31 protein-coding genes and 1 pseudogene are annotated in these 26,131 nt (G+C 70.6%); 21 read left to right on the forward strand and 11 right to left on the reverse strand.

The genetic code is table 11. The features are described from left to right. Window positions 1-278: 278 nt before the first annotated feature. The 5 genes and pseudogenes from dnaB to C9J87_RS07315 all read left to right on the forward strand — a co-directional run bounded on the left by dnaB (window position 279) and on the right by C9J87_RS07315 (window position 6,788). Window positions 279-1,685 (forward strand): replicative DNA helicase, encoded by a 1,407-nt coding sequence (gene dnaB, locus C9J87_RS07295; protein ID WP_198652296.1) that lies wholly within the window; start codon window positions 279-281, stop codon window positions 1,683-1,685. 81 nt (window positions 1,686-1,766) lie between these two features. Further along, on the forward strand, window positions 1,767-2,171 hold the full coding sequence (locus C9J87_RS07300; RefSeq protein ID WP_107705114.1) for an NUDIX domain-containing protein: 405 nt from the start codon (window positions 1,767-1,769) through the stop codon (window positions 2,169-2,171). A gap of 1,599 nt (window positions 2,172-3,770) precedes the next feature. Beyond that, a pseudogene (locus C9J87_RS20415) lies at window positions 3,771-4,229 on the forward strand (M36 family metallopeptidase); the annotation flags it as partial. Between the two features lie 119 nt (window positions 4,230-4,348). After that, the gene (locus C9J87_RS19925; RefSeq protein WP_269801728.1) at window positions 4,349-6,046 is read left to right on the forward strand and encodes a M36 family metallopeptidase; all 1,698 of its coding nucleotides are present in this window, start codon (window positions 4,349-4,351) and stop codon (window positions 6,044-6,046) included. A gap of 259 nt (window positions 6,047-6,305) precedes the next feature. Next, window positions 6,306-6,788: a DUF309 domain-containing protein gene (locus C9J87_RS07315; protein WP_232819914.1), complete on the forward strand. Its 483-nt coding sequence runs from the start codon at window positions 6,306-6,308 to the stop codon at window positions 6,786-6,788. 103 nt (window positions 6,789-6,891) lie between these two features. Here the strand turns inward: C9J87_RS07315 and C9J87_RS07320 are convergent, their stop codons facing one another. Then, the gene (locus tag C9J87_RS07320) at window positions 6,892-7,227 is read right to left on the reverse strand and encodes an antibiotic biosynthesis monooxygenase family protein (protein WP_107705117.1); all 336 of its coding nucleotides are present in this window, start codon (window positions 7,225-7,227) and stop codon (window positions 6,892-6,894) included. A gap of 134 nt (window positions 7,228-7,361) precedes the next feature. On the opposite strand from C9J87_RS07320, the gene C9J87_RS07325 reads away from it, so the two are divergent. Next, entirely contained in the window at window positions 7,362-7,823 is a 462-nt protein-coding gene (locus C9J87_RS07325; protein ID WP_107705205.1) for an SRPBCC family protein, read from the forward strand. 40 nt (window positions 7,824-7,863) lie between these two features. Here C9J87_RS07325 and mraY read toward each other — a convergent pair whose 3' ends face one another. Continuing rightward, window positions 7,864-8,949, reverse strand: coding sequence for a phospho-N-acetylmuramoyl-pentapeptide-transferase (gene mraY / locus C9J87_RS07330; RefSeq protein WP_010834546.1), 1,086 nt, complete (start codon window positions 8,947-8,949; stop codon window positions 7,864-7,866). A gap of 130 nt (window positions 8,950-9,079) precedes the next feature. On the opposite strand from mraY, the gene C9J87_RS07335 reads away from it, so the two are divergent. Beyond that, entirely contained in the window at window positions 9,080-9,442 is a 363-nt protein-coding gene (locus C9J87_RS07335) for a TraR/DksA family transcriptional regulator (protein ID WP_036493581.1), read from the forward strand. A 5-nt stretch (window positions 9,443-9,447) separates the two neighbouring features. On the opposite strand, the gene C9J87_RS07340 is transcribed toward C9J87_RS07335, so the two are convergent. Continuing rightward, window positions 9,448-9,747 (reverse strand): hypothetical protein, encoded by a 300-nt coding sequence (locus C9J87_RS07340; RefSeq protein WP_157953141.1) that lies wholly within the window; start codon window positions 9,745-9,747, stop codon window positions 9,448-9,450. A gap of 173 nt (window positions 9,748-9,920) precedes the next feature. On the opposite strand from C9J87_RS07340, the gene C9J87_RS07345 reads away from it, so the two are divergent. Together C9J87_RS07345 and C9J87_RS07350 are read left to right on the forward strand one after the other, a co-directional pair. After that, the gene (locus tag C9J87_RS07345) at window positions 9,921-10,589 is read left to right on the forward strand and encodes a hypothetical protein (RefSeq protein WP_107705119.1); all 669 of its coding nucleotides are present in this window, start codon (window positions 9,921-9,923) and stop codon (window positions 10,587-10,589) included. 51 nt (window positions 10,590-10,640) lie between these two features. Next, window positions 10,641-12,206, forward strand: a complete 1,566-nt coding sequence (locus tag C9J87_RS07350; RefSeq protein WP_107705120.1) for a peptide chain release factor 3 — start codon at window positions 10,641-10,643, stop codon at window positions 12,204-12,206. A 19-nt stretch (window positions 12,207-12,225) separates the two neighbouring features. Here the strand turns inward: C9J87_RS07350 and C9J87_RS07355 are convergent, their stop codons facing one another. Further along, on the reverse strand, window positions 12,226-12,891 hold the full coding sequence (locus C9J87_RS07355; RefSeq protein ID WP_107705121.1) for a hypothetical protein: 666 nt from the start codon (window positions 12,889-12,891) through the stop codon (window positions 12,226-12,228). 21 nt (window positions 12,892-12,912) lie between these two features. Next, window positions 12,913-13,506, reverse strand: a complete 594-nt coding sequence (locus C9J87_RS07360; RefSeq protein WP_107705122.1) for a dihydrofolate reductase family protein — start codon at window positions 13,504-13,506, stop codon at window positions 12,913-12,915. Window positions 13,507-13,590: 84 nt separating this feature from the next. Between C9J87_RS07360 and C9J87_RS07365 the strand changes: the two genes are divergently transcribed. After that, on the forward strand, window positions 13,591-14,625 hold the full coding sequence (locus C9J87_RS07365; RefSeq protein ID WP_157953142.1) for an esterase/lipase family protein: 1,035 nt from the start codon (window positions 13,591-13,593) through the stop codon (window positions 14,623-14,625). Between the two features lie 3 nt (window positions 14,626-14,628). Here C9J87_RS07365 and C9J87_RS07370 read toward each other — a convergent pair whose 3' ends face one another. Next, window positions 14,629-15,384 (reverse strand): hypothetical protein, encoded by a 756-nt coding sequence (locus C9J87_RS07370; protein ID WP_107705124.1) that lies wholly within the window; start codon window positions 15,382-15,384, stop codon window positions 14,629-14,631. A 123-nt stretch (window positions 15,385-15,507) separates the two neighbouring features. On the opposite strand from C9J87_RS07370, the gene C9J87_RS07375 reads away from it, so the two are divergent. Genes C9J87_RS07375 through C9J87_RS07385 form a run of 3 tightly spaced genes read left to right on the forward strand, consistent with a single transcriptional unit; the run spans window position 15,508 to window position 17,518 of the window. Continuing rightward, a complete protein-coding gene (locus C9J87_RS07375; RefSeq protein ID WP_107705125.1) occupies window positions 15,508-16,104 on the forward strand; it encodes a carboxymuconolactone decarboxylase family protein in 597 nt (198 codons plus the stop codon). Window positions 16,105-16,109: 5 nt separating this feature from the next. Further along, entirely contained in the window at window positions 16,110-16,982 is an 873-nt protein-coding gene (locus C9J87_RS07380) for an RNA polymerase sigma-70 factor (protein WP_107705126.1), read from the forward strand. A gap of 29 nt (window positions 16,983-17,011) precedes the next feature. Beyond that, entirely contained in the window at window positions 17,012-17,518 is a 507-nt protein-coding gene (locus C9J87_RS07385; RefSeq protein WP_107705127.1) for an FBP domain-containing protein, read from the forward strand. 23 nt (window positions 17,519-17,541) lie between these two features. Here C9J87_RS07385 and C9J87_RS07390 read toward each other — a convergent pair whose 3' ends face one another. After that, a complete protein-coding gene (locus tag C9J87_RS07390) occupies window positions 17,542-18,348 on the reverse strand; it encodes a GTPase domain-containing protein (RefSeq protein WP_107705128.1) in 807 nt (268 codons plus the stop codon). Window positions 18,349-18,426: 78 nt separating this feature from the next. Between C9J87_RS07390 and C9J87_RS07395 the strand changes: the two genes are divergently transcribed. Next, window positions 18,427-19,200, forward strand: coding sequence for an acyl-CoA thioesterase domain-containing protein (locus C9J87_RS07395; protein WP_010834522.1), 774 nt, complete (start codon window positions 18,427-18,429; stop codon window positions 19,198-19,200). A 3-nt stretch (window positions 19,201-19,203) separates the two neighbouring features. On the opposite strand, the gene C9J87_RS07400 is transcribed toward C9J87_RS07395, so the two are convergent. Then, window positions 19,204-19,818 (reverse strand): class I SAM-dependent methyltransferase, encoded by a 615-nt coding sequence (locus C9J87_RS07400; RefSeq protein ID WP_051204262.1) that lies wholly within the window; start codon window positions 19,816-19,818, stop codon window positions 19,204-19,206. A 102-nt stretch (window positions 19,819-19,920) separates the two neighbouring features. Between C9J87_RS07400 and C9J87_RS07405 the strand changes: the two genes are divergently transcribed. Genes C9J87_RS07405 through C9J87_RS07420 form a run of 4 tightly spaced genes read left to right on the forward strand, consistent with a single transcriptional unit; the run spans window position 19,921 to window position 21,974 of the window. Then, window positions 19,921-20,364 carry an SRPBCC family protein gene (locus tag C9J87_RS07405; RefSeq protein WP_036491384.1) on the forward strand — a complete coding sequence of 148 codons (444 nt, stop codon included), beginning with the start codon at window positions 19,921-19,923 and terminating at the stop codon, window positions 20,362-20,364. Next, entirely contained in the window at window positions 20,361-21,356 is a 996-nt protein-coding gene (locus tag C9J87_RS07410) for an SDR family NAD(P)-dependent oxidoreductase (protein ID WP_107705129.1), read from the forward strand. The genes C9J87_RS07405 and C9J87_RS07410 overlap by 4 nt, the downstream gene beginning before the upstream one ends. 1 nt (window position 21,357) lies before the next feature. Beyond that, entirely contained in the window at window positions 21,358-21,570 is a 213-nt protein-coding gene (locus C9J87_RS07415; protein ID WP_036491382.1) for a hypothetical protein, read from the forward strand. Between the two features lie 38 nt (window positions 21,571-21,608). After that, window positions 21,609-21,974, forward strand: coding sequence for a hypothetical protein (locus C9J87_RS07420; protein WP_107705130.1), 366 nt, complete (start codon window positions 21,609-21,611; stop codon window positions 21,972-21,974). A gap of 19 nt (window positions 21,975-21,993) precedes the next feature. On the opposite strand, the gene C9J87_RS07425 is transcribed toward C9J87_RS07420, so the two are convergent. Both C9J87_RS07425 and C9J87_RS19930 read right to left on the reverse strand, forming a co-directional pair. Further along, complete coding sequence (locus C9J87_RS07425) at window positions 21,994-22,959, reverse strand: IS481 family transposase (protein WP_036491618.1); 966 nt, start codon at window positions 22,957-22,959, stop codon at window positions 21,994-21,996. A 104-nt stretch (window positions 22,960-23,063) separates the two neighbouring features. Beyond that, window positions 23,064-23,234 (reverse strand): hypothetical protein, encoded by a 171-nt coding sequence (locus tag C9J87_RS19930; RefSeq protein WP_198016876.1) that lies wholly within the window; start codon window positions 23,232-23,234, stop codon window positions 23,064-23,066. 66 nt (window positions 23,235-23,300) lie between these two features. On the opposite strand from C9J87_RS19930, the gene C9J87_RS07430 reads away from it, so the two are divergent. The 3 genes from C9J87_RS07430 (at window position 23,301) to C9J87_RS07440 (ending at window position 25,152) form a co-directional block, all read left to right on the forward strand. Further along, complete coding sequence (locus tag C9J87_RS07430) at window positions 23,301-23,975, forward strand: hypothetical protein (protein WP_107705131.1); 675 nt, start codon at window positions 23,301-23,303, stop codon at window positions 23,973-23,975. Window positions 23,976-24,064: 89 nt separating this feature from the next. Then, window positions 24,065-24,388 (forward strand): hypothetical protein, encoded by a 324-nt coding sequence (locus C9J87_RS07435; RefSeq protein WP_156887261.1) that lies wholly within the window; start codon window positions 24,065-24,067, stop codon window positions 24,386-24,388. Continuing rightward, window positions 24,385-25,152, forward strand: a complete 768-nt coding sequence (locus C9J87_RS07440) for a WXG100 family type VII secretion target (protein ID WP_107705132.1) — start codon at window positions 24,385-24,387, stop codon at window positions 25,150-25,152. The genes C9J87_RS07435 and C9J87_RS07440 overlap by 4 nt, the downstream gene beginning before the upstream one ends. 12 nt (window positions 25,153-25,164) lie before the next feature. On the opposite strand, the gene C9J87_RS07445 is transcribed toward C9J87_RS07440, so the two are convergent. Continuing rightward, window positions 25,165-26,130, reverse strand: coding sequence for a succinylglutamate desuccinylase/aspartoacylase family protein (locus C9J87_RS07445; protein ID WP_107705133.1), 966 nt, complete (start codon window positions 26,128-26,130; stop codon window positions 25,165-25,167). Window position 26,131: the final 1 nt, after the last annotated feature.

A 26,131-nucleotide genomic window follows, 5' to 3' on the forward strand; every position in this document is an offset into this window, starting at 1 on the left:
GGTCTGTCCACAGCTGGGTCCCCAGTCGTTGCACATCGGGTGGCGTGTCGTCCACCTGCTCTCCCCAGTTATCAACAAGGCCTGTGGATAACTCCGTTTCGACGACTGGCACACGGCCTCGGCGAGGACGTACGGTCGCGCGAACGCGCAGGGTGCTCGCCGGCGCCGATCGGGGTCTCCGACGATGTCGGTGGCGCCGTCTACGGTCGGTTTCGGGGTCGTGGTGCGAGTGTCGATGGGTGGTCGCCAGGTGGGCGATCGCCAGTGAGGGGACAACGGTGAGCATCACCGAGCAGGGTCGCAGCGAGGCCGACTTCGAGTGGGGCGACGGTCCCGCGGCCTTCGAGCCCGGCCAGGCACCGCGCCGCCCGGGCGACCGCACGCCCCCGCAGGACAACGCGGCCGAGCAGAGCGTCCTGGGCGCGATGCTGATCTCCAAGGACGAGATCGCCAACGTCACCGAGACGCTGCGCGGCCCCGACTTCTACCGCCCCGCCCACGAGGTCATCCACGACGCGATCATCGATCTCTACAGCCGCGGCGAGCCCGCTGACCCGGTCACCGTCGCGGCCGAGCTGAGCCGCAAGGGCGAGCTGGAGCGGGTCGGCGGAGCGCCATACCTCCACACGCTCTCGGCCAACGTGCCGATCGCCGCCAACGCGGGCTACTACGCCGAGATCGTCCGCGAGAAGGCGATCCTGCGCCGGCTCGTCGACGCCGGCACCAAGATCGTGCAGATCGGTTATGCCGGTGAGGGCCAGGTCGACGACGTCGTCGACCAGGCGCAGGCGGAGGTCTACAAGATCACCGACCGCCGCGCGACCGAGGACTACGCGCCGCTGAGCGACATCATGAACCCGACGCTCGACGAGATCGAGGCGATCGGCAACCGGGAGGCCGGGCTCTACGGCGTGCCCACGGGCTTCGCCGACCTCGACGAGCTGACCAACGGTCTGCACTCGGGTCAGATGATCATCGTCGCGGCGCGTCCTGCCATGGGAAAGTCGACCCTGGCCCTCGACTTCTGCCGGGCCGCGTCGATCCACAACAACCTGACCAGCGTCTTCTTCAGCCTCGAGATGACGCGCACCGAGATCATGATGCGGCTGCTCTCCGCCGAGGCAAAGGTGCCGCTCAACCACATCCGCAACGGGCAGATGACCGACCAGGACTGGGACCACCTCGCCCGCAAGATGGGCCAGGTCTCCGGGGCGCCGATGTTCATCGACGACTCGCCCAACATGACGATGATGGAGATCCGCGCCAAGGCCCGCCGGCTCAAGCAGCGCCACGACCTCAAGCTGATCGTCATCGACTACATGCAGCTGATGAGCTCGGGCAAGAAGGTCGAGTCGCGCCAGCTCGAGGTCTCGGAGTTCTCCCGGCAGATCAAGCTGCTGGCCAAGGAGCTCGAGCTGCCGATCATCGCGCTCTCCCAGCTCAACCGTGGTCCGGAGCAGCGCGCCGACAAGAAGCCGATGATGAGCGACCTTCGCGAGTCCGGTTCGCTCGAGCAGGACGCCGACATGGTGATCCTGCTGCACCGCGAGGACGTCTACGAGAAGGAGTCGACCCGCCCCGGCGAGGCCGACCTGATCGTGGCCAAGCACCGCAACGGCCCGACCCGTGACATCACCGTCGCCTTCCAGGGCCACTACTCGCGCTTCGTGGACATGGCGCACTGACGGGCTGGGCACTGCCGAGTAGAGCACGCACCCCGGCAGGGGCCCACGCCCGTTGTCGGGGGCCCGTGCTTCGCTAGACGGATGCACAAGGTCGTCGTTGGAGCGCTGATCCGTGACGACCGGGTGCTTCTCGTGCACCGAAGGCCGGACAAGCGTGCCTACCCGGACGTCTGGGACCTGCCCGGTGGGGTCATCGAGGCTGACGAGTCAGAGCTTGGCGCGCTGACACGAGAGCTGCACGAGGAGCTCGGCGTGCGGATCGCGACCGACTCGACATCCCATCTGTGTCGCGTGACTGCAGGGCCTGCGGAAGAGCCGGCGCTCCTGAGCGCCTGGCTGGTGCGCGACTGGCAGGGAACGCCGGAGAACATCGCTCCAGAGGAACACGACGGCATCGGGTGGTTCGGTCTCGACGAGCTGCCTGCTCCGGCCCACGAACTCGTGCGCGCGGCAGTGGTGGATGCGATACGGAGCTACCGCGGCTGAGTTCCGAGCTACAAGACCGAGACGGGGCTGCGCGAGTGGCGAGAGACGTCCAGACACCTGTCCGGTGACAGTGCGCCTCGCTCGGCGGAGTGGTCGAGAACATCGGCGTGACCTGGCTCACACTGGCTCGTTGAGGGCCTGACGCACTCGTTGCGGAGGAGACACCGATGCCACGGGTCGCGTCACGTACGTCGACAACTACCCCCGCGGCCCCACCGGGTCGCCCATCAGCGCCAGCTGTTGCGGCCGGCGCGGAGGAGATCACACGTGCACCACGTCCCTGCGAAGTCACGGCGCCGGAGGGCAACCCTCCTCGGTGCATCCGCGATCGGCCTGGCCTTGCTGGCGAGCGGCCTGCCCGCCTCGGGCCAGTCCGTTGCCCAGCCACAGCTGGAGAACGCGAAGTTCTCCTTCCAGGGGGAGGAGGACAAGGTCTCCAACCTCGACGCCCGCCCCGGGGAGATCGCCCCCCTTGCCTCCCAGCGTGCTGCGGCGCAGACACTCGGCGCCGACACGGCTCGCTGGAACCACTTCGGCACCCCGCACGTGCTGATGAGCACCACCGGCTACCTGTCGGGGCCGAAGGCCGGCGCGGCGGTGGACGTCGCCCGCTCCTTCGTGGATCAGAACCGCGACCTGTTCCGGCTCTCCGCCAGCGGGGTCGCCTCGCTCAAGGTGGTCGGCGACGCGCCACTGCTCGACGCTCCCGACCTCGCGCGCCAGCGCGACGGCCAAGAGATCCGCAATCTCGACGTGGCGCACGTCGTCACCTTCCGGCAGACCTTCGACGACCTCGTCGCCGCCTGGGAGGGTCTGCTGACCGTCGGCGTCCAGCGCGACGGTCGGGTCGCCTGGGTGTCCTCCTCCGTCACCGGCGATGACGCGGTCAGCGGCACGCAGTCGCTCGGTGCGGTCGCGGCCCTGAAGGCCGCCGCTGCCGACGCCGGCATGGAGCTCGGCACGCTGACCGAGACCGGGGTCGAGGGGGTGTGGACGACCTTCTCCAGCTCCGCCTCGCGGGATGTCCAGCGAGCGCGTCTGATGGCGCTGCCGACGCCGACCGACGGCGTGCGCCGGGTGTGGGAGACCACGCTGCTCAAGGCCGACCACAGCGACGACGAGCACGGCGACCCCGCGGCGTACATCAGCTTCGTCGACGCCGAGACGGGCAAGGTGTGGGTGCGCGACAACCGCGTGGACCACCTGGCCAACGGCCTCAAGATGACAGCGGGGGCTGCGCCCACAGCGGCAACCTTCTCCGGGTCGACCGACGACGCGGGCAGCTGCACCCCCGCGGACCAGCGGCACGGCCCCTACGCCGTCGACTCCGATCAGGGCCAGCTGACCGTCTCGGTCGCCACGACGATGCCCAACGGCCTCGACGACGACGTCAAGATCAACCTCTATCGCAGCGGCCAGGACGCGGCGGTCGCGTCCCAGGACCTGCTGACCAGCCCCGAGGTTCTCACCTACGCCCCGGGCGGCGGCGTGCCTGCGGGCGACTACTTCGTCGAGATCTGCGAGTTCACGCCCGGCGCGGGCTCGATCGGGTACGCCGGGTCGTTCAGCACCGGTCCGACAGCGAGCGCCGAGGTGCAGATGCCGCGGTGGCGGGTCTTCCCGGCCAACCCGAACTTCGTCGACTCCAACGCTCCCGATGCCGACACCCGGCAGCTGTGGTGCTGGATCTCCGACAGCTCTGCGTGCCAGGAGGAGCAGCAGAACATCGCCTCCCGCGTCCCGTGGGACGTCCTGGCGCCCAGCCTGGCGACGTTCACCACCATGGGCAACAACGCGACGACCTCGATCTCCGAGGTCAGCTTCCTCACGCCCGACACCGTGGTGCAGCGGCCCTACTCGCCCGACCGTCGCTACGACTACCCGTGGAAGAACACCTGGTTCACCTCCAGCTGTGACCCCCGGACCTTCGACCAGGTCGGCGGCAACGACGACGACGCCGCGACCGCCAACCTGTTCGCGATGCACAACCGCATGCACGACTGGAGCTACTACCTCGGCTTCACCGAGCTCAACTCCAACCTGCAGGTGTCCAACTTCGGCAACACCGCCCCTCACCGCGAGAACGACCCCGAGGTCGGAACGCCCAGGCCGGCCGCCGCACCTTCAACGGTCGGGACAACGCCAACCAGATCACCCTGCAGGACGGCATCGCGCCGATCACCAACCAGTACCTCTGGCAGCCGCTCGCGGGTGCGTTCTACGCCGCCTGCACCGACGGTGCCTACGACATGGCGGTGGTCGCGCACGAGTACGGTCACGCGATCAGCAACCGGATGGTGGCCGGTCCCGACACCGGCACCGGCAGCACGCAGGGCCAGACCGAGTCGTGGTCGGACCTGATCTTCGCCGAGTACTTCCGCGGCTACGGGATCAGCACTGGAGAGGGCGCCAACCCGTTCGCCCTCGCGCCGTACGTCAGCGGCAACAAGCAGCGCGGCATCCGCAACTACGGGATGAATGTCAGCCCGCTGAACTACTCCGACCTCGAGTATGACGGCAACGGCACCACCACGGCGCACGCCGACAGTGAGATCTGGAGCGCGACGAACTACGACCTTGCCGAAGCGCTCAACGCGAAGTACGACGCGCAGTTCCCGTCCTCGGACAAGGCGCTGCAGCTGCGCTGCGCCGAGGGCGTGCTCCCCGCCGACCAGTGCCCGGGCAACCGGCGCTGGGCGCAGATCATGTTCGACGGCCTGCTCCTGAACCCGGCCGGCTCGACCATGCTCGACTCGCGCGACGCGATGCTCGCCGCGGACCGGTTGCGCTTCGACGGTGCCAACCAAGCCGTGCTCTGGCGGGCCTTCGCCAAGCGCGGCATGGGTGAGACTGCCTCCTCGACCGACGCGAGCGACCGCGAGCCCGTGCCGGGCTGGTCCTCGCCGCTGGCCACCGACGAGGCCACCGTGACGTTCGCGGCTGGTGACACCGGTAGCGGAGTGGCTCAGAAGATGACCGTCTACACCGGCGTCTACGAGGCCCGCATCAGCCCGACGGCCGACAACGACCCGAGCACCGCGACCTCCGACACCGTGCAGTTCGTGCCGGGCACGTACGAGTTCATCGCCCAGGCCCCGGGGTACGGCGCCCAGCGGTTCACCCGCACGTTCGCCCCGGGCGAGACGGTGACCCTGTCGGTGCCCATGCGCCGCAACCTCGCCTCGGCCGCGAACGGTGCGACCGCGACGGGTGACGGCATCAACCTCGGCAGCCTGATCGACGACACCGAGGAGACCAACTGGGCGTCGCTGACGGCCGAGGGGACCGCCAGCCAGGGCAAGGGCGAGGGCCGCCAGGTCGAGGGCCGTCAGGTCACGGTCGAACTCGGCAGCACGCCGGTGGACATCACCGACGTGCAGGTCAGTACCGCGCTCCGGCCCACCGATGCCAGCGACCCCGACTCCGGTAGCCAGAGCCGCTTCTCGGCCCTGCGCTCGTTCGACATCCTCGTCTGCGACGCCACCGTTGCGGGCAACACCTGCACCACGGACGAGGCGGAGTTCGACATCGTCTACCGCAGTGCCGCCGACGCCTTCCCGGGCGTCCGGCCGCGGCCGGCGGCGCCGGACCTGACCCTGCGCAGCTTCGCGTTCACCGCAGTCCGGGCCACGCACGTCCGGATCCGGGTGCGGGACAACCAGTGCACCGGTGGCCCGGAGTACCAGAACGAGACCAACCCGTCCAACGACCCGGTGTTCAGCAACCCCGACTGCGACAGCACCGCGTCGACGCCGGACCGGGCGGTGCTCAATCCGCCGGAGAACATGGTCCGCATCGCCGAGCTGCAGGTCTTCGGACCGGTGGCCACGACGACGAAGGTCAAGGGCGGTCCCAAGGGGACGCGCCAGCCCTGAGTCACCACACACCACCTGGCCCTGGGTCCTCGGATCCGGGGCCAGGTGCGTGTCCGGCCAGTCGTGCGTACAGGCTTTGGCTACTCGGGTGGCTCGCGACGCAGTCCCGGTGGCGTCCGTATGGTGAGGACAGACGGCGCCTCGGGAGTGTCAAGCGCGCCGATGGAGCACTCGACGTCCCTAGCACGGAGGAGAACGATGTTGACGGAGTCACGGGTGGCCTTCGCGCGCTACCGGGAGACAGCGTTGTCAGCCACGCATGGCCGGAGCATCCGCGCCGTCGTGCTTCATGCGGTCGCGAAGCGGGCTTGACGTGCTCGGCGATCGGGATCGAAACGAACACGGGCGTGCCCAGCAGGCTCGACCACGCGACGCTCTCGGGCGCCCTTTGCCCTATGGCGCGGAGGGCGTCGAGCCGATCTCCGAGGAACCTCTTGCGCCCGCGGAGACCTTGGCGTACGCCCGCCGTCTCCTGGACGAAGGACGTCCTTTCGCGGCACACGAAGCCCTTGAGGTCCGGTGGAAGTCGTGCCCGGACGAGGAACGCGAGCTGTGGCAAGGCTTGGCACAGTTGTGCGTGGGGTTGACGCATCATGCGCGCGGCAACAAGGTCGGGGCGTCTCGGCTCGTCGAACGCGCATCGGGTCGTTTGGAGGCCTACGAAGACGCTGCCGGTCCGAGCTACGGTCTCGACCTGGGATCGCTCATCGCATGCGCCCGGGTCCGGGTCCTCGACGACTGAGACATCCGACTGCCCCCAGCCCCCTGGGCGGGGGGCTCGCGATTCCGGCCCGCGGGGACCTCACGCTGGGGCCAACCACCCCGGGTGGGCCCGGTCGAGCCGGTCAGGCGGGATTCGGGTCCGAACCGCCTGCTACCTCGTAGCTCCACACCTCGCTGTGGGTCGAGACCGGCAGGGGCGCGTCGCCGCCGGCTCGCTCGGTCGCGGAGCGGTGTCCCTCTGCGAAGCCGGGCGAGCTCACCCATGCCTGGAACGACGCCTCGTCGCGCCAGCGGGTGATGACGAGCCACTGCTCGCGCTCATCGGTGGGTCGGAGCAGCTCGAACCCCTCGAAGCCTTCGGCCCCGTCGACCGCGCCGGCGCGTGCCGCGAAGCGGTGGGCCAGCTCGTCGCCGGAGCCCGCGGGGACGGTGATGGCGTTGATCTTGATCGTGGTCACGCCCCCAGCCTGCCACCCCGACCACCAGCTCTGCCCTGGCCAGGCCCACCTGGTTGGTCCGTATGGGTCGGCGCGCGGTGGGTACGGCGAGGTGCAACGACACACACTTCGCCAACGAGAAAGAGGTCACGACCATGGGCCAGGTCCAGAAGTCGATCGATGTCGACGTACCCGTCAGCACTGCCTACAACCAGTGGACCCAGTTCGAGTCCTTCCCGGAGTTCATGGGTGGGGTCGAGTCGATCACGCAGTCCGACGACACCCACACGCACTGGGTCACCAACATCGCCGGCGTCGAGCGCGAGTTCGATGCCGAGATCACCGAGCAGCACCCCGATGAACGAGTCGCGTGGCGCAGTGTGGGCGGCGAGGTGCAGCACGGCGGCGTGGTCACCTTCCACCGCCTCGACGAGTCCACCACGCGCGTGATGGTCCAGATCGACTGGCAGCCGTCCGGCGCCGCCGAGAAGGTCGCCTCGGCGATCAACGTCGACGACCGCCAGGTCGCCAAGGACCTCGAGAGCTTCAAGCAGCTCATCGAGAGCCGGGGCAACGAGTCCGGTGCCTGGCGCGGCGACGTCGACGCGGGGTCCTGACCGGTCAGGCTCGACGGCTGGGCGCGAGTGTCGGTCGCGCTCAGCCGAGCCAGGCGGCGTAGAAGATCCCGAGCCCGCTCGCCACGCACACGCCGGCGACGATCCAGAAGCGGATCACGACCGTCACCTCGTCCCAGCCCAGGTGCTCGAAGTGGTGGTGGATCGGGGCGATCCGAAAGATGCGCCGCCCGGTGCCGGTGAGGCGCCGGGTGAGCTTGAAGTAGCTCATCTGGAGCAGCACCGACAAGGTCTCGATGACGAACAGCCCGGCGATGACCACCATCAGGAGCTCGGTGCGCGACATGATCGCCAGCCCTGCGAGCGCACCTCCGATGGCGAGCGAGCCGACGTCGCCCATGATGATCTGGGCGGGCTTGGCGTTCCACCACAGGAACCCGATGCAGGCTGCCGCGATGGCCGCGGAGAAGACCGCGAGGTCGAGTGGGTCGCGCACCTGGTAGCACTGGGACTCCACCACGGTGGGGCGGGCGGAGCCGCACAGCTGGTTGTTCTGCCAGATGTTCACCATCGTGTAGGCGCCGAAGATCATCGCCGAGGTGCCGGCGAGCAGTCCGTCGGCGCCGTCCGCGAGGTTGGCCCCGTTGGACGTCCCGGTCACGATGAACCAGATCACCAGCAGGACCACGACCAGGGGCAGCTTGATCCCCCAGTCGTGCGTGGTGGAGATGTAGTGCGAGGCGGGCCGGACACCTCGCTCATCGGCGAAGAACTGGGTGGCCAGGACCCCGAAGGCGAGCGCGACCGCCGTCTGTCCGGCCATCTTGGCGCGGCTGGAGAGCCCCTGGTTGTGCTGGGTGTAGACCTTGATGAAGTCGTCGAGGAACCCCACGACCCCGCAGCCGAGGAACAGCAGCAGGAGCAGCCACGCGCTCGCGCTCGGCAGCCCGCCGGTGACCAGCGTGGACACGAGGTAGGCCGCCGTGGCGCTCACCAGGATCACCAGGCCGCCCATGGTCGGCGTGCCCCGCTTGACGTGGTGCGTGGTCGGGCCGTCGTCCCTGATCGGCTGGCCGAAGCCCTGCTTCGTGAACCACCGGATCGCCCACCGGGTCCCGAGCAGCGAGAAGACCACCGCCAAGCCGCTGCTGAACAGGATTGCCCGCATGCACCTGCACCTCTCTCGCCCGTCCGGTCCTCGCTGCGGGCAGGAGTAGCCCGCGGACATTGTGCGCGATGGGCACGCGATTCTCGTCGAGCTGCGTGTCACCCGCCGCGACAGCGGCCAGACTGCTGACATGAATGGCCCGAGCACGCCGGACGTTCGTCAGCTCCTGGAGGCGGAGCTGGCCCACGTCCGCGCCCGCCTGGCCCTCCTCACCGACGACTTCGACGGGGTGGTCGCGGCCTCGCGCGACACCAATGCCGACGACGAGCACGACCCGGAGGGCGCGACGATCGCCTTCGAGCGGTCACAGCTGAGCGCGCTCGTCCGGCAGGCACAGGGGCAGCTCGCGGAGGTCGAGGCGGCCCTGGCCCGCTGGGACGAGGGAGCGTACGGCGCCTGCGAGACCTGCGGGCAGGCGATCGGCGCCGGGCGGCTCGAGGCCAGGCCGACGGCACGCCTGTGCATCGGCTGCGCCCGCGCAGCCGGAGGGTGAGCCGCTCAGGCGCCGCGCAGCCCGCTGATCAGGAGCCAGTACACGACCACGCCGACGAACGCCGCGAGCAGTCCCCACCACACCCCGGTCAGGGCGCGTCGCCCGGTCGAGGAGCCGGACCGCGCCAGGGCGGGCAGGGCGAGGGTGACCCCGGCGCCGATCGCAGCCATGACGACGAGCTGGACCGCGATGATCCAGTTCTCCGAGCCGGGGTCGTCGAGGAAGGTCGCGGCGAGGGGCAGGCTCAGCATCCCGGCGACGAGGAGCACCAGCACACCGAGCACGCGCTGCACGGTCGCACTCATGACGCCGACCCTAGCGGCGGATCCGTCGGCCCGAGTAGCAGTCCCTGCCACGTCGCGACCGGCGATTGGAAATGGCGGCGTCGCCCGTCTAGCGTCGCGCCGCCGCGCCGACGTCGCCCGCGACCCAGACCCTCGCCGGGGTCAGCAGGCACCCAGGCACCGAAAGGAACCGCATGTCCACGATCACCGCCCCGTCCCACGAGAGCACCACGCCGGAGGCGCCCTCAGGCCCGACGGCCGGTGGAACGCCCTCGGTGCACGCCCGCTACGTCGGCGCGATGCTCTACTTCGTGGGCGCCGCGCTCATCGCCGGAGCCGTGGTGCACTACCCGATCGACCCGCCGGTCTACACCGTCATCTGCGCCGTCGGCGCCCTCGTCTTCCTGCTCGGCACCGTGGTCAACGAGTTCGTCTTCGCCGCCGAGCGCCCGACGCTCACGCGCGCGATCTCGCTGGTCGCCTTCTCCTTGCTCCTGTCGTTCGGCGTCGGTCTCCTGGGCGGTGGCATCCAGCACTTCGAGCAGTTCCCGGGGCGCTCGGCAGCGATGACGCCCATCGGCCTGCTCATGTCGTACGCCGCGTTCGTGGCCAAGGACCAGGAAGGCCGCTGGCGCGACCTGGTGAGCCCGTTCGGTGCCGGCCTGCTCGTCGTCGCGGCCCTGACCTGGTTCGGCATGGACGCCCTCGCGTCCACGATGGAGCCGGCCGAGCACGACCACGGCACCTCCGAGACCTCGACCGACCAGACGCCCGCGGACCCGGCGCCCACCGAGCAGGCGCCCGCGGACCAGGCACCCACCGACGCTGGTGATGGGCATCACGACGAGGGCCACAGCCACTGATCAGTGGCTCCGAAATTCCGCGCGTCGCTGGCGGCGGGGTAACTTCCGGACGTGTCCGACAAGCGCCCCCGCCGTACCTTCGCCGTCATCAGCCACCCTGACGCCGGAAAGTCCACGCTCACCGAAGCGCTGGCGCTGCACGCGCGGGTGATCACCGAGGCCGGTGCCGTGCACGGCAAGGGTGGTCGCCGCGCGACCGTCTCCGACTGGATGGACATGGAGAAGGCGCGCGGGATCTCGATCACGTCGGCCGCGCTCCAGTTCGTCTACCGCGACCACGTCATCAACCTCGTCGACACCCCCGGCCACTCCGACTTCTCCGAGGACACCTACCGCGTGCTCTCGGCCGTCGACTCCGCCGTGATGCTCGTCGACGCGGGCAAGGGGCTCGAGCCGCAGACGCTCAAGCTCTTCAAGGTGTGCGCGCTGCGCGGCATCCCCGTCATCACGGTGATCAACAAGTGGGACCGTCCCGGTCTCGCGGCCCTCGAGCTGATGGACCTCATCGAGCAGCAGATCAAGCTGCGCCCGACGCCTCTCACCTGGCCCGTCGGTGAGGCCGGTGACTTCCGTGGGGTCCTCGATCGCCGTACGGGCGAGTTCGTGAAGTACACGCGCACCGCCGGCGGCGCCACCCGCGCGCCCGAGCTGCGGATGTCGGCCGATGACGTGGACGCCGCGGACGCCGACGTCTGGGCCGCGGCGGTGGAGGAGCACGAGCTGCTCTCGCTCGACGACGCCGACCACGACCAGGAGCGCTTCCTCGCCGGCGTCACGACCCCGGTCATGTTCGCCAGCGCCCTGCAGAACTTCGGCGTCGCGCAGCTGCTCGACCTGCTGCTCGACCTCGCCCCTGCGCCCGGCACGGTCGCCGGCGTGGACGGCACCTCGCGCGCGGTCGACGACGACTTCAGCGCTTTCGTCTTCAAGGTGCAGTCGGGCATGAACGCCTCGCACCGCGACCGGCTGGCCTACGCCCGCATCGTCTCCGGAGACTTCGAGCGCGGCATGATCGTCACGCACGCCGCGACCGGTCGGCCGTTCGCAACGAAGTACGCCCAGGCGGTCTTCGGTCGCGAGGTCACCTCGATCGAGCACGCCTACCCCGGCGACATCGTCGGCTTCGTCAACGCCCAGGCGCTGCGCGTGGGTGACACGGTCTATGCCGGCGAGCCGATCGAGTTCCCGCCGGTGCCGACCTTCGCCCCGGAGCACTTCATGACCGCGACGGCGAAGGACATCGGCCGCTACAAGCAGTTCCGCCGCGGCATCGAGCAGCTCGACCAGGAGGGCGTGGTGCAGGTGCTGCGCTCCGACCTCCGCGGCGACCAGAGCCCCGTGCTCGCGGCCGTCGGCCCGATGCAGTTCGAGGTCGTCGAGGAGCGGATGGCCAACGAGTTCAACTCCCCGATCCGGCTCTCGTCGCTCGACTACAAGGTCGCGCGCCGCACGGACGCGGAAGGTGCGCTGGCGCTGCGCGGCGCCCGCGGCGTCGAGGTCCTGCAGCGCTCCGACGGCACCCACCTGGCGATCTTCACCGACCAGTGGCGCGCCACTGCCACAGCCCGCGACAACCCCGACGTCATGCTCGAGCCGCTGCCCGCCGGCGGCGGCTGAGCCGTTCGCAGCCTGCTGCTCAGCAGGTGTGCGGCTTGACCACGCGCTCGACCGGCTGCGCCGCGACCTTCTCGGCCAGGCGTACGGCGGCGTGTGCGACCAGCTCGGCATGCTCCGGGTCCGCAGCGGCCTGCTCGGGGACGAGGCCGCCGAGCAGCGCGGCCGGCTGGGTGAGCCAGATCCACGCCTTCCACGGGTCCATGCCGGCGGCGAGCAGCGGGGCGAGCACAGGGGCGAGCTCCGGCCGGGGCTCGCCGGCGGCGGTGACCTGGAAGGCCGGGACGAGCGTGCGGCCCTCGTGGCTGACGATGAGCAGGCCGTGCAGGGACGCCGTCTTGTGGATGACGAAGCGGGCCGCGTCGATGGAGGTGCCGCGCACCTCGGCCAGCGTCTCGTAGGTGAACCACGGGCTCGCGAGCAGCTCGCTGCGCAGCCGCTCCTGGCGTGCGACCTGCACGAGCGCGATCGGCACGGCGTACGCCGGGTCGTCGCCGTCGGAGTGCAGCAGCTGGTCGAGCGCCTCGAGCTGTGCGGTGGTCATCGCCTCGCCCGTCGCGGGGTCGGTCCACAGCGCGCGCCCCTGCTCGTCGCGCTCGAACGTGGGGAGCCCGGCCTCGGCGAGGTGAGGGGCGAGGTCGAGGCCCTCGAGCCAGGTGGCGATGCGGTCGCCGACGTCTGAGGTCATGGCGCAAGCCTGCCGCACGGATCAGGCGCGGCGGAACGTGAGGTGGGTGACGTGCGGGGTGGTCCGGCTGGCGGCCGGGACCATCGTCAGGTCGGGGACGTCGTCGAAGACCCGCAGTCCCTCACCCAGCGTGAAGGGTGCGACGTGCAGGCGCAGCTCGTCGACGACGCCCGCAGCGAGGTAGCCGTTGAGGGTGGTGACACCGCCGGCGATCGAGACGTTGCGCTCGCCCGCCGCGGCCCGAGCGCGCTCGAGCGCCACGGTCGGTCCCTCGGTGACGAAGTGGAAGGTCGTCCCGCCCTCCATCGTGAGGGGTTCCCGCGGTCGGCTGCAGAGCACGAAGACCGGCGCGCGGTACGGCGGTTCCGGCCCCCACCAGCCCGTCCACCCGAGGTCCCACTCGCCGCGGTGGGGGTCGAACATGTGCCGGCCCATGATGAAGGCGCCCGCGTCGAGGATGCCGGCGATCTCGTCGGCGCTCTCCTCGCCGTGCTCGAACATCCACGTGTGGAAGCGCTCGCCCACGGCTGGACCGAACGGATGCTCCAGCGACTGGTCGCGGCCCGCGCCCACGAGATCGAGCGAGACGGACATGTCGGCGGTGACGAGGCCCATGCCAGCAGGCTAGTGACGCGAGCGACAACCGGCCAGCCGTGACATGACAGGTCGCCCGCAGTTGTCACATACGTGAAGCGTTTGTTGACTGCCCTGACCCTGGCCGCCCTCGTCCTGACGGGCGCCTCATCGGTCCCCGCCGCTGCCGACTCCGCGCGCGACGGCGGGTCGTCATCGACGTACGCGCCGCTCAACCGCCCGGGTCCGCGGCTGCTGGTCCCGCGCGCCGACCTGCGCGCGGCACTCGACTGCCACGGCTCGCCGTCGGCTCGCAAGCGCCCGGTGCTGCTCAGCCCGGCCACGAGCGTGACTCCGGAGGAGAACTACTCCTGGAACTACGCGAAGGCCTTCACCGACCAGGGCCGCTACTGGTGTTCCATCACGATGCCCCACCACACGTTCGGTGACATCCAGGTCGCGGGGGAGCACCACGTCTTCGCCATCCGCACCATGCACGAGCGCACCGGTCGCAAGATCGCGATCCTCGGTCACAGCCAGGGCGGCATGAACCCGCGCTGGGCTCTGCGCTTCTGGCCCGACACCCGGAAGATGGTCGCGGAAGTCATCGGGATGGCTCCCTCCAACCACGGCACGACCGCGCTGCAGCACTGCGTCCCCGGCGCCACGACCTGCACCCCGGCGGTGTGGCAGCAGGTCGACGAGGCGCGGTTCATGCAGGCACTCAACTCACGCACCGAGACCTTCCGCCGGATCAGCTACACCGTCATCACCAGCCGCCTCGACGAGGTGGTGACGCCGATGACGTCGTCGTTCCTGAGCACCGGCAAGGGCCGCATCAGCAACACCGCGATCCAGGACATCTGCCCCGCGGCGACCTCCGAGCACAACTTCGTCGGGACCATCGACCCCGTCGCCTACGCGCTGGTGATGGACGCCCTCGGCCACCGCGGTCCGGCGAACCCCGCGCGGATCGACAGGGCCGTCTGCACCCAGCCCTACATGCCGTACGTCGAGCCCGCGGCGCTCGACTTCGTGCCGGCGATCCTCGGGGTGCCGAGCCTGGGCAGCACGTTGCTGCCGATCGTCAACCTAGCCGGGGCGTCGATGCTGCCCAGCGAGCCGCGACTGCGGTGCTACGTGTTCCGGAAGCGCTGCTGAGGATCACTGCTGGGTCGGGGCCGACGGCTCCTCCATGGGAGGCGCGTCGAAGCCGCACTGCTTGCGCTCCTGCTCGACCTGGAGCGTGAGCCGCTCCTTGCCGGCGGCGTGCGCCTCGGCGACGGTGCCGGAGTAGATCGTGTTGTCCTTCGACTCCAGGTTGACCGCCGACACCTTCTCGCAGAGGTGGAAGACCTCGCCGGACTTCGTCCAGTAGACGAGGTCGGCGCCGGTGATGTCGGTGACCTGGTTGCTCTCCTCGGTGTACTGCTCCACCGACGGCGCGTCCCAGTCGATGCCGACCGCGGTCGCGGCGATCATGACCAGCGCGCCGATGCCGCCGGCCAGCGCCTTCTCCTTGCCGCTCATGTCCTTGTTGAGCAGGATCATCGCGATCAGGGGCAGGAACGCGATCACGGTGATGATCGCGCCGAGCTGGTTCTGCACGAAGAACCGCACGGTGTCGCGGCGCGAGGCCGGGTCGAGGCGGTTGGCCTTCTTCCACAGCAGCGAGCCGCCCGCCGCGAGGAGTCCGATGACCACGAGCAGCCCGATCAGCAGCACCATGTTGACCGGGGTGTCGCGCAGGACCCCGAAGATCGCATAGAGCTCGCCCGCGATCGCCAGCAGCCACAGCAGCCCCGCTACGAGCCGGAGCTTGGTGGCGCTGCCCTCTGCCTCGGGCGTGGGCTTCCACGTGGGTCCGCTGCTCGTCTCCTCGGCCCCGGTGTCGACCCGGACCACCTTCTTCTTCGCCATGATTTCTCCCGAGTTGTCGATGATCCGGGCAGAAGCCTAGTGGGATCGGGATGTCACACGACGGGATCGGCCGGCGTCTTCATGTCCAGAACGCAACGGCGTACACACGACAAGGAGACAGTGATGACCAGCGAACCGCGCATCCCCAGGGCAGAGATCACCGGCGTCTACGGCGGCCTGCTCAAGATCGCCATGCGCAAGATGATGGGCGGCGTGCCTGCGGGAGCAGAGGTGATGTGGCACCACCGCGCCGTCTTCAAGGACTCGATGAGCTTCGGCCGCAAGAGCGAGAAGTGGCACGAGCTCGACCACAACCTGACGTCCTTCGCGACCATGGCGGCGGCCGCCGAGATCGGCTGCAGCTTCTGCCTGGACCTCGGCTACTTCATGTCCCACAACAAGGGCCTCGACGAGGTGAAGGCCCGCGAGGTGCCGCGGTGGCGGGAGTCGACGGTCTTCACGCCGCTGGAGCGGCGGGTGATGGAGTACGCCGTCGCGATGTGCCACACGCCCGTGACCGTCACCGACGAGATGTCCGCGGCACTGCTCGAGGACCTCGGCGCCCCCGGGCTGCTGGAGCTGACCGCCAAGGTCGGCTTCATGAACTCCAGCGCCCGCGGCAACATCGCGCTCGGCATCCAGTCCGAGCACTACGCCGAGGCGTGCGGGCTGCCACCTCTCGCAGCCCGGTCGCAGGCCCGGACCGAGCCCGTAGCCTGACGAGCATGAGCGGAGACCCGTTCGTCACCCACCGCAGCCTGCTGTTCACCGTCGCCTACGAGATGCTCGGCTCCGCGGCCGACGCCGAGGACGTGGTGCAGGAGACCTGGCTGAAGTGGCAGCGCGTCGATCAGGACGAGGTGCGCGACCCACGTGCGTTCTTGGTCCGCATCGTCACCAGGACTGCGCTGGACCAGGTGCGGACGGTGTCAAGGCGGCGCGAGGAGTACGTCGGTCCGTGGCTGCCCGAGCCGCTGCTGACCAGTCCCGACGTCGCCGAGGACGTCGAGCTCGCCGACAGCCTGTCGACGGCGATGCTGCTCGTCCTCGAGACGCTGACGCCCACCCAGCGTGCCGTGTTCCTGCTCCACGACGTGTTCGACGTGGGCTACGGCGAGCTCGCGGAGGCTGTCGGCAAGTCCGAGGCAGCCGTGCGCCAGATCGCCCACCGCGCCCGGACCCAGGTCGCGGAGCGGCGCCCGCGCGGGGTCACGTCGCGAGCCGACACCCGCGTGGCGCTCGAGGCCTTCCAGCGGGCGCTGGTCACCGGGGACCTCCAGGACCTGGTCGACATCCTCGCGCCGGACGTCGTGCTGCTGGGCGACGGCGGCGGCATCAAGCAGGCGCTGCCACGTCCGATCTCCGGCGCCGACAAGGTCTCGCGGCTGCTGGCTGCGGGCCTCCCGACCGTGGTCGGCCAGCTCACGGCCGAGCTGGTCCAGGTCAACGGCTGGCCGGCGCTGCTGGTCCGCCAGGACGGCGAGGTCGACTCGGTGATGACGATGCGGGTCGAGGAGGGCCTGGTCTCCGGGATCTACACCGTCCGCAACCCCGAGAAGCTGTCGCGCATCCTGGAGGTGGCGGAAGTCAGTCGCTGAGGCCGGCCCGGTCCACGCATGATGGACCCATGACCCCGCTCTCCGAGGCCGAGATCCGCAAGGTGTTCATCAACTGCTCCCAGGGCGAGGCGAAGCGGCTGCGGATCCCGTCGGGTCTCGCCGACACGGCCTGGGACTCCCTCGACTTCCTCGGCTGGCGCGACCCGGGCTCCCCGGCGGCGGCCTACGTCGTCACCGAGTGGCGAGGGGCGCTCACCGGCCTGGTCCTGCGGCTGGGCACCGATCGTCGCGCGACCGGGAGGCAGAACATGTGTGCCCTGTGCGGCACCGTCCACTCCACCACCGACGTCGCGCTGATGGTCGCGCCGCGCCCCGGCGCCTCGGGCCGCAACGGCAACACCGTCGGCACCTACCTGTGCACCGACCTCGCCTGCTCGCTCTACGCCCGCCGGCTCAAGCGCCCCGCCCGCGTCCAGCCGGTCGAGACGCTCAGCACCGAGCAGCGGGTCGCTCGGCTGCAGACCAACCTCGACACGTTCGTACGCCGCGTGGTCGGCGCCGTCGAACCGACCTGACACAGCTGTACCGGAATTTCGGGTCAGACGTGGCCGCTGAGCTGGGCGAGCCGGGTGGCCAGCGCGTCCACCATGGCGCTCGCCTGCTTGGTGGAGATGGTGGACTTGCGATCGCCACCCTGGCTGCTCACCGGGAGCACGTCGACCGAGAGCTTCGCGCCGCCGGCCAGTGCGCGGAGCTCGTCGATCTTGTCGCCGAACGGCGATCCGCTCCCCGGCGAGTAGTAGTGCACGACGTCGTCCAGCTCGTCGGCGTACAGGTCGGCCTTGGTCACTGCGATGACGAGCCAGACGGGTCGGTCGCGGCGGACGGCCATCGAGGCGATGCGGTGGGCGGTGATCGCCCAGTCCTCGAGCTCGGCGGCGAGCTGCTCCTCGCGGGTGGCGCTCGCGGCTCCGGTGGTGCCGGCGGTACGGCGAGGGGTGGCGTGGCCGTTGGCGACGACGTGGATCACGCCGTCGACCGGCTCGTCGTGGAAGACCTCGTCGAGGGCGCCCAGCCGGGTGGCGGCGTTGTCGCCGGGGACGACGAGGAAGCGGAAGCCGTGCAGGCGGGCCGAGCGCCGGGTGCGGCGCTCCATCACCGCCGAGCCGACCTCGGTGACACCGTTGCCGGAGGAGCGCCGCGAGAGCCGGTCGGCCAGCTGCGACTTGCCGACGCCGGTCATCCCGGTGACCGCGACCGTCGGGTAGCGGCGCCGGAACAGCCGGCCCATCCGTTCGGGCGCGGACGCCAGGCCGGTGAGGACGCCGCCGGCGATCGTGGCGCCGAGGGCGGTGCGACCCGTGCTGGGCAGGATCGTCCGGATGCGGGTGGCAGTGCGGGACAAGGGGCCTCCTCGGCCGGTGGCTCAGGTGGAGCGGCGTGCACCGAGCCTACGGTCCGGGCCGTGGGGCACGCTGTCCCCGTGGACCAGACCTACTTCCGCCGCACCGGACCGACGACCTTCGCCCCCACCGAGCACGTCGGTGGTGCGTGGCGCACCGACGAGCAGCACATCGCGCCCGCGATGGGGCTGATGGCCCACGCGGTCGAGCTCGACCTCGACGCCCGCCGCTCCGACGGCGTGAGGCTGAGCCGCCTCTCCTACGACATCCTCGGCGTCCTGCCGCTGGAGGAGGTCGAGATCGAGGTCCGCGTCGTCCGACCCGGTCGCACCGTCGAGCTCGTGGAGGCGGTGCTGACGCACGCCGGCCGCCCGGGCGTGCTGCTGCGTGCCTGGTTGCTCGCGGGCGGCGACACCGGCGAGGTGGCGGGCACCGACCTGCCGCCGATGCCGGACCCGGAGTCGTTCGACGAGTGGGACCCGACGACGGTCTGGCCGGGCGGCTTCATCGCCTCGGCGTCGCTGCGCCGTGACCACCACGGGCCCGGTCGCGGAAGGTTCTGGGCACGCAGCGCCACCCAGCTCCTCGAGGAGCCCGCCAGCGCCACCGCGACCGCCATGGGGCTGCTCGACATCGCCAACGGGATGACCGTCCGCGCCGACCCGCGCGAGGTCGCCTTCCCCAACGTCGACCTCACGGCCCACCTGCTGCGCGCGCCCGAGCCCGGCTGGCTCGGCTTCGACACCACGGTCTCCTTCGGTCCCGGCGGCCTGGGCGTGACGAGCAGCGTGCTGCACGACGAGCACGGACCGATCGGCACGCTCTCGCAGTCGCTGACGGTGCGACCAGGCTGAGCCTCAGTCGCGCCGGACGCGCAGGACGAGGTCGGTGTGGTGGTGGGCGCCGGGTCCCTCGGGCGCCGTACGCCCCCGCTCCTCCGCCACCTCGATCGTCCACCCGTCGCGGCCGGTGAGGACAGCGAGCAGGTCCTGGTGCCGGACGTAGTCATCGGGGTCGAAGCCGTGCTCGCGCGCCCGCTCGCGATCGACATGGGCGTGGTGCACCACCAGCAGGGTGCCGCCGGGTGCGACGGTCCGGAGCAGGGTCTCGATGACGGCGCCGTCGCTGCGCACGAGGGCGGGATAGAACGAGATCACCAGGTCGTACGTCGATGCGTCGACCTGCTCCAGGCCGATCGGTCGCCACTCGACGTCAGCGCTCGCGGCTGCCGCGGCACGCGCGGCCCGGTCCAGGGCGCGGGCCGACACGTCGATGCCGACGACACGCCAGCCGCGCTCGGCCAGCCAGATGGCGTCGGCGCCTTCGCCGCAGCCCACGTCCAGGGCCGTGCCGGCCTCGAGGTCGCTGACCTCGACGACGAGCTGCTCGTTGGGGTGCCCGCTCCACATCTGGTCGTCGCCGTAGCGCTCGTCCCAGTCCTCGGCGTCGGGGTGGTGTGCGTGTTCGTTCATCGGACCTCCCTGGAGAAAGTGTGCACCAGCGACGGTCCGCAAGGGTGGTCCGTCGTGTGGGGAGCGGACGTAGCGTGGACAGCGACCGAGGAGGAAGCCCACATGCCGACCGTGTCCCGCACGTTCACCACGACCGCGCCACCCGAGGTGGTCTTCGACTACCTCGCCGACTTCACCAACGCCGAGGAGTGGGATCCGGGCACGAAGTCGTGCGAGCGGACCTCGGGTGCGGGGGGAGTGGGCACGACCTATCGCAACGTCTCGTCCTTCCTCGGCCGCGAGGCGGTGATCACCTACACCACCGTCGAGCTCGAGCACCCGACCCGCATCCGCCTGACCGGTCGCAACGAGCAGTTCCACGGGCACGACGTGCTCGGGATCCGCGCGCACGACGGCGGGTCCGAGGTGACCTACACGGCTCAGTTCTCCTTCCACGGCAAGTCCAAGCTCGCGGTCCCCGTCGTGGCTGCCTACCTCCCCTTCCTCGCGCGCACGACCGTCGAGCAGATGCGCGGCTGCCTCGACCGGCTCCCGGGGGCACGATGACCGCCCCGCTCCCCGCGCGCGCGCTCGACACCTTCCTGGACCGGACGCTGGTCCTGGGCTACACGAAGATCGGGCTCAACGTCCGGCGTGCGCTGCCGGGCTGGCCCGCCGACCCCGCTCCCGGCGCGCTCTCCGGCCGACACATGCTGGTCACGGGCGCCAGCTCGGGGCTCGGCACCGCCACGGTCGAGGGGGTGGCCGCCCTCGGCGCGACCGTCCACCTCGTGGTGCGCGACGAGGTCAAGGGAGCGCGGGTGCGAGACGACATCGCCTCCCGGCTGCCCGGAGCCGTGATGCGCCTGTGGCGCTGCGACGTGGGCGACCTCGAGGACGTACGGCGCTTCGCTGCCGACTTCGGCAGCGAGGTGCCCGCCCTGCACGCGGCGGTCCACAACGCGGGCGTGATGCCGCCCGAGCGGACCGAGTCGGCGCAGGGCCACGAGCTGAGCATGGCCGTGCACCTGCTCGGGCCGGTCGTGATGACCGAGGCCCTCCGGCCCGTTCTGACCGGCGGCCGGGTCGTGCTGGTGAGCAGCGGCGGGATGTACGGCCAGCCCCTGCGGTCCGACGATCCCGGGTTCCGTCGCGGGGACTACTCCCCGACAGCGGCGTACGCACGGTCCAAGCGCATGCAGGTCGAGGTGCTGCCGCTCCTCGCGGACCGGTGGTCGCTCGACGAGATCACCACGGCTGCGATGCACCCGGGCTGGGCGGACACCCCGGGCGTGCGGGAGTCACTGCCGCGGTTCCGGGCGGTGACCCGACCGCTGCTGCGCGACGACGCGCAGGGCGCCGACACCAGCGTGTGGCTCTCGGCGACGCAGCCGGCTCCGCCCACCGCGCTCTTCTGGCACGACCGACGGCCGCGGCCGGTCAACCTCGTGCCGACCACGCGCGCGGACGAGGCGGCCCGGGCGCAGGCATGGGGATGGCTGACCGAGGCCGCGGGGCTGGAGCACCCGACGGCGCGCACCGAGACGAAGGAGCACTGACATGGCTGCCCAGATCGATGACCCCTGGCACGACCCCGACGCCAGCGACGACGACGTGGACCCGGGCTCGGTGTTCCCCGGGGCAGGTCGTCACGTCGACGACGCCGAGCGCCTCGCCGCGCTCGCGGCCGAGCCCGCGGGCAACGCCGAGCAGAACGACACCGTCGACACCGACGCGATCGACTCCCGGGCCCACGAGACCAACGACGAGTGAGGCTTGTCCGGTTCCGGGCAGGCGGACAAGGTGGAGGCATGAGCAACCAGGGCGAAGGCGATTTCGGCCAGACCGAGCTCGACCCGCAGGAGCAGTCCGAGGCAGAGGTCAATCTCGACGACCCCACCGCGGGTGCCGACGAGCCGTGGTCGCCGCCTGACCGCCACCCCCGTGGCGCCGAGCTGGCGGAGCTCGATGACGAGTCGCTCAGCGTCCGGCTACGGCAGGAGGAGGCCGACCCGGAGGACCTGGCCGAGCACGAGCAGATGCTCGGTGGCGACGACCCGGACGCGATCCCCGCGGGTGAGGACGTGCTCGGGGGTGACGCCTCGGAGGAGGACGACTCGGTCGACCTCGACGGCGAGCGCGGCCCGGAGGCCGACGCGATGCACCTGGACGGCTAGGTGTACTCGGCTGACAGGTTCATGACAGCCGGCTGATCGGGGGTAGTCCTCCGAGGGCTGAGTGGCGTCGTTGAGTGTTGTAGTGATCGAGCCAGGGATCAAGCGCGTCGGCTCGTTCGGTGTTGGTCTCGAAGATCTGGTGGTAGGCCCATTCGGTCTGGATGGTGCGGTTGAATCTCTCGACCTTCCCGTTCTGCCACGGGCAGTGGGGGCGGATGGTCAGGTGGCGAGCGCCGATGGCGTTGAGCGCTGCTTGGAAGTCGTAGGAGACGGTGTAGTTGCGGGCGTTGTCGGTGATGACTTCGCGCACGCTGATGCTGTGGCTGAGGAAGAACAGTGCGGCCCGGAGCATGAACGAGGCGCAGGTTGGTCCGGTTTCGTCGTCGAGGATCTCGGCGTAGGCCAGCCGTGAGTGGTCATCGACGGCGGCGTGGACGTAGTCGTAGCCGATCTTCTCGTGCTTGTGACGTTGCGCGGCGGTGGCGGCGCGGCCCAAGGCTCGCCAGCCGCCGCCGTCGGGGATCTTGCCGATCTTCTTCACATCGACGTGGATCAGATCGCCGGGATGGTCGCGCTCGTAACGAAGCGCGGTGGTCTTGCTGGCCCGGATGACTTCTCCGGTCAGCGGGTCGCACTCGCGCAGGTAGGGCACGTGGTGGCGGCGCAGGATCGCTGAGACGGTTCGCGGAGCGAGACCGAGTTCGGGACCGATCCAGTCCTGACCGCGACGTTCCTCGCGCCGGAGCTCGAGCACCCGTTCTTCGACGTCGAGCGGGGTTCTGCGTGGACAGTTGCGTGGTCGCGAGGGTCGGTCGTGGAGGCCGGCGTCGCCTTCGATCCGGAACCGGGCAACCCAACGGTGGGCACACTGGCGCGAGACGCCGAGTTCCTTCGCGACGTGGGCGACCGGTCTGCAGTCGTTGATCACGCGTGAGACGAGCAAACGACGACCGTGCAGATTCAAGCGAGCGTTAGCGTGGGCCACGAGGACCTCCTGGGCGAGTGGGTGACTTAGACATCTCCACTAAGCCGGGAGGTTCTCCCGTTTCACAAGACCCCCACTGTCACGAACGTCCCTGCCGAGTACAGCTAGGACGGATCCTCGATCTCCGCGTGCCGGCGGTGCAGGCGCTCGCGGATCTCGTCGGCGGAGTAGGACCGGCGCTCGCGCTCCTGGCGCGTGATCGCGGCGCCCGTCGCGACGCCGCCGAGCACCCCGGCCAGGCCGAGCAACTTCCACCACGCGAACCTCTTGGCCATGACCGGAGCATAGGCGTTCTGCCCGGATGAGGTCAGCGGCCTTCCCTCCAGTGCAGACTGGCCGCCATGGACGACGCCCTGACCCTGGATCAAGCGGTCGACATCACCCGGACCGGCGACCTGTGGCTCTTCCGCGGACGCACCGTCGCCGACCGGGCGATCCGGACGCTGACCAACTCCCCGGTCAACCACGTCGGGATGGCCGTCGTCATCGACGACCTGCCACCGCTGATGTGGCACGCCGAGCTCTCCAAGGTGCTCACCGACGTCTGGACGGGCGGCAACCACCGCGGCGTGCAGCTGCACGACCTGCGCGAGGCCGTCGACCGGTGGTCGGGCACCTACCGCCAGCAGGCGTGGCTACGGCAGCTCACACCCGAGGTCGGGCGCCGCGAGGAGGACTCGATGCTGACCGCGATCGCGCGCCTCGACGGGGTGTCCTTCCCCAGCACGGCCAAGCTGCTGGCGCGCTGGTTCCGCGCGCGCGACGCCTATGTCGCGCAGCGGCACCGCGGCCGCAAGGTCCGCCCCGAGCAGGCCTTCTGTGCCGAGGTGGTGGCGACCACGCTGCAGGACATGGGCGTGATCGCCCTCGACCGGCGCGCGCAGTGGTTCGACCCCGGCACCTTCTGGAGCGGCGACTTCCTGCCGCTCACCGACGGCTGGGCGTACGGGCGCGAGGTGAAGGTCGGCGAGCCCGGAGCGGGCCGCGCCCCCAGCGCGCGCGACCGCTGGCGCTGAGGGTTTTCCACAGCTGACGACTCGGTCGTTTCCGCCCCCACCTCGCGCGGGCACTCTCCCTGCACCAACGCCCAGCAGTGGAGGACACCATGACCGGCCGACTAGTTGCCGAGCTCGCAGCGATGACCCGCGTCGCTGCCGACCAGCGCCACGCCCGCAACACCCTGATCCGGATCCAGCACGACCGGCGTGAGGCGGTGCTGGACCCCGACGCCCTGGGCAAGATCCTGCCCGCCCACGAGGTCGTGGAGACGTTCCGTGCCGTCAACCGTGCCGTCCGCGCCGAGATCTGGGACGTCGCGCAGCGGTGCGAGGACCTCAGTGACGGCGTCCGCGAGGTGCGCGACCTGTTCCGAGCCGTCGACGCCGACGTCGCCGAGCGCTTCCAGGCGCTCCTGGGCGGCCCGCGATGAGCCCCCGGGTTGCACACGCGCTCGACCTCGAGTCGCAGCTCGGTGCGCTGGGCGCGGAGATCGCCGCGCTCATGCGACCGCTGCTGGCGCCGTTGCTCGAGAAGCTCGAGTGGGTGACCGGCGACGGCGAGCAGGTGCACGAGCTGGCCCGCCGCTGGCGGGCGATGTCGGAGGCGCTGACGCACGTGGCGCATGACGAGCGGGGTGCGCTCGAGCGCGTCGACGGCCAGTGGGAGGGCCTGGCCCACACGGCCCTCGTCGAGGCGGTGATCGACATCAGGCGCGACCTGGACGCCGTCGCCGAGGGCGCGAGCGAGGTGGCCGACCTGCTCGACCAGGCCGCGCTCGCGGTCCGCCGGTGCGAGCAGCTCGTGCGCGACCTCGTCCGGGAGCTGATCGAGTGGGCGGCCATCTCGCTGGCGCTCAGCGCGGCCGGCGCGATCATCACCCTCGGCGCCTCGGCCGCGGCCGGGGCGGCTGCCGCTGCCGCGCGGGCCGGCATCGTCAGCGCCCAGATCACCGCCCGGCTCGGCCAGCTCGCCCTCGAGCTGCGGCGCATCGAGTTCGCCCTCGGGATCTACCAGGTCTGGGCGAAGAACCTCGGCTTCGTGCAGCGGCGGATCCTGGGTGCGGCCCAGGGCCTCGTCGTCAAGGAGGTGACGTCCCTCGACGGCAACTGGAAGCCGTCGGCGCTGAGCCTCGCGCAGATCAGGCTCGAGCCCGAGCCCTGCTTCGAGCAGCCGACGGCGGGTCCGAGCTGGTGACCAGCTGGATGACTAGGCGTCGCCGGTGAAGACGTCGGCGATGTGGATCAGCGCGTCGCCGGAGTTGACCAGCGGCTGCTCCGTGCGGCCGATGACGATCCCGGTCCGGTTCGCGTGCACCAGTCGCAGCGTCTTGCCGAAGGAGTCGTGCAGCGCGCCGAGCCGCTCGCCCTCGGTGACCAGCTGCCCGAGCGTGACGTCGAGGTGCAGGATGCCCGTGCGCCGCGCGCGCACCCAGCCGCTCGCGCGGGACTCGACCGAAGGGGTCGGCGCCGACTCGTTGACCGGCTCGGTCATCTCCAGTGCAGCCAGCACGCGGCGTACACCGATGACACCGGCGTCGATGGCGTAGTCGTCGAAGCGCAGGCTCTCACCGGCCTCGAAGAGCAGCACCTTGGCGCCCTGCTCGCGGGCGGCCTCGCGCAGCGAGCCGTCGCGGATGCCGGCGTGCAGCATCACCGGCGCAGCGAACGCCTCTGCGAGCTGGCGGGTCAGGTCGTCGTCGAGGTCGGCGCGCACGTGGGGCAGGTTGGAGCGGCGGTCGGAGCCGGTGTGCAGGTCGAGGCCGACGTCGCACTTCGCCACGACCTCGGTCATGAACAGGTGCGCGATGCGCGCCGCCAGCGAGCCGCGGGCCGAGCCCGGGAAGGAGCGGTTGAGGTCGCGGCGGTCCGGCAGGTAGCGGTCCCCGGTCATGAAGCCCAGGACGTTGACGACGGGTACGGCGACGAGCGTGCCCCGGAAGGTCTTGGGATCGAGCCCGGCGAGCACCTGGCGGATCACCTCGACCCCGACGACCTCGTCGCCGTGGATCGCGGCACTGAGCCAGACCGTCGGGCCGTCCTCGCGCCCGTGCACCACCCGGACCGGGAGGCTGACGTCGGAGCCGGTGACCAGGCGGGTGATCGGCAGCTCGAGGTTGCGGCTCGAGCCCGGGCGGATGCGGACCGTGCCGATCCCGAAGGACTCGCGCGCCATC

The sequence above is a fragment of the Nocardioides allogilvus genome, from assembly GCF_003047285.1.
In the GTDB taxonomy this organism is placed as follows: Bacteria; Actinomycetota; Actinomycetes; order Propionibacteriales; family Nocardioidaceae; genus Nocardioides; species Nocardioides allogilvus.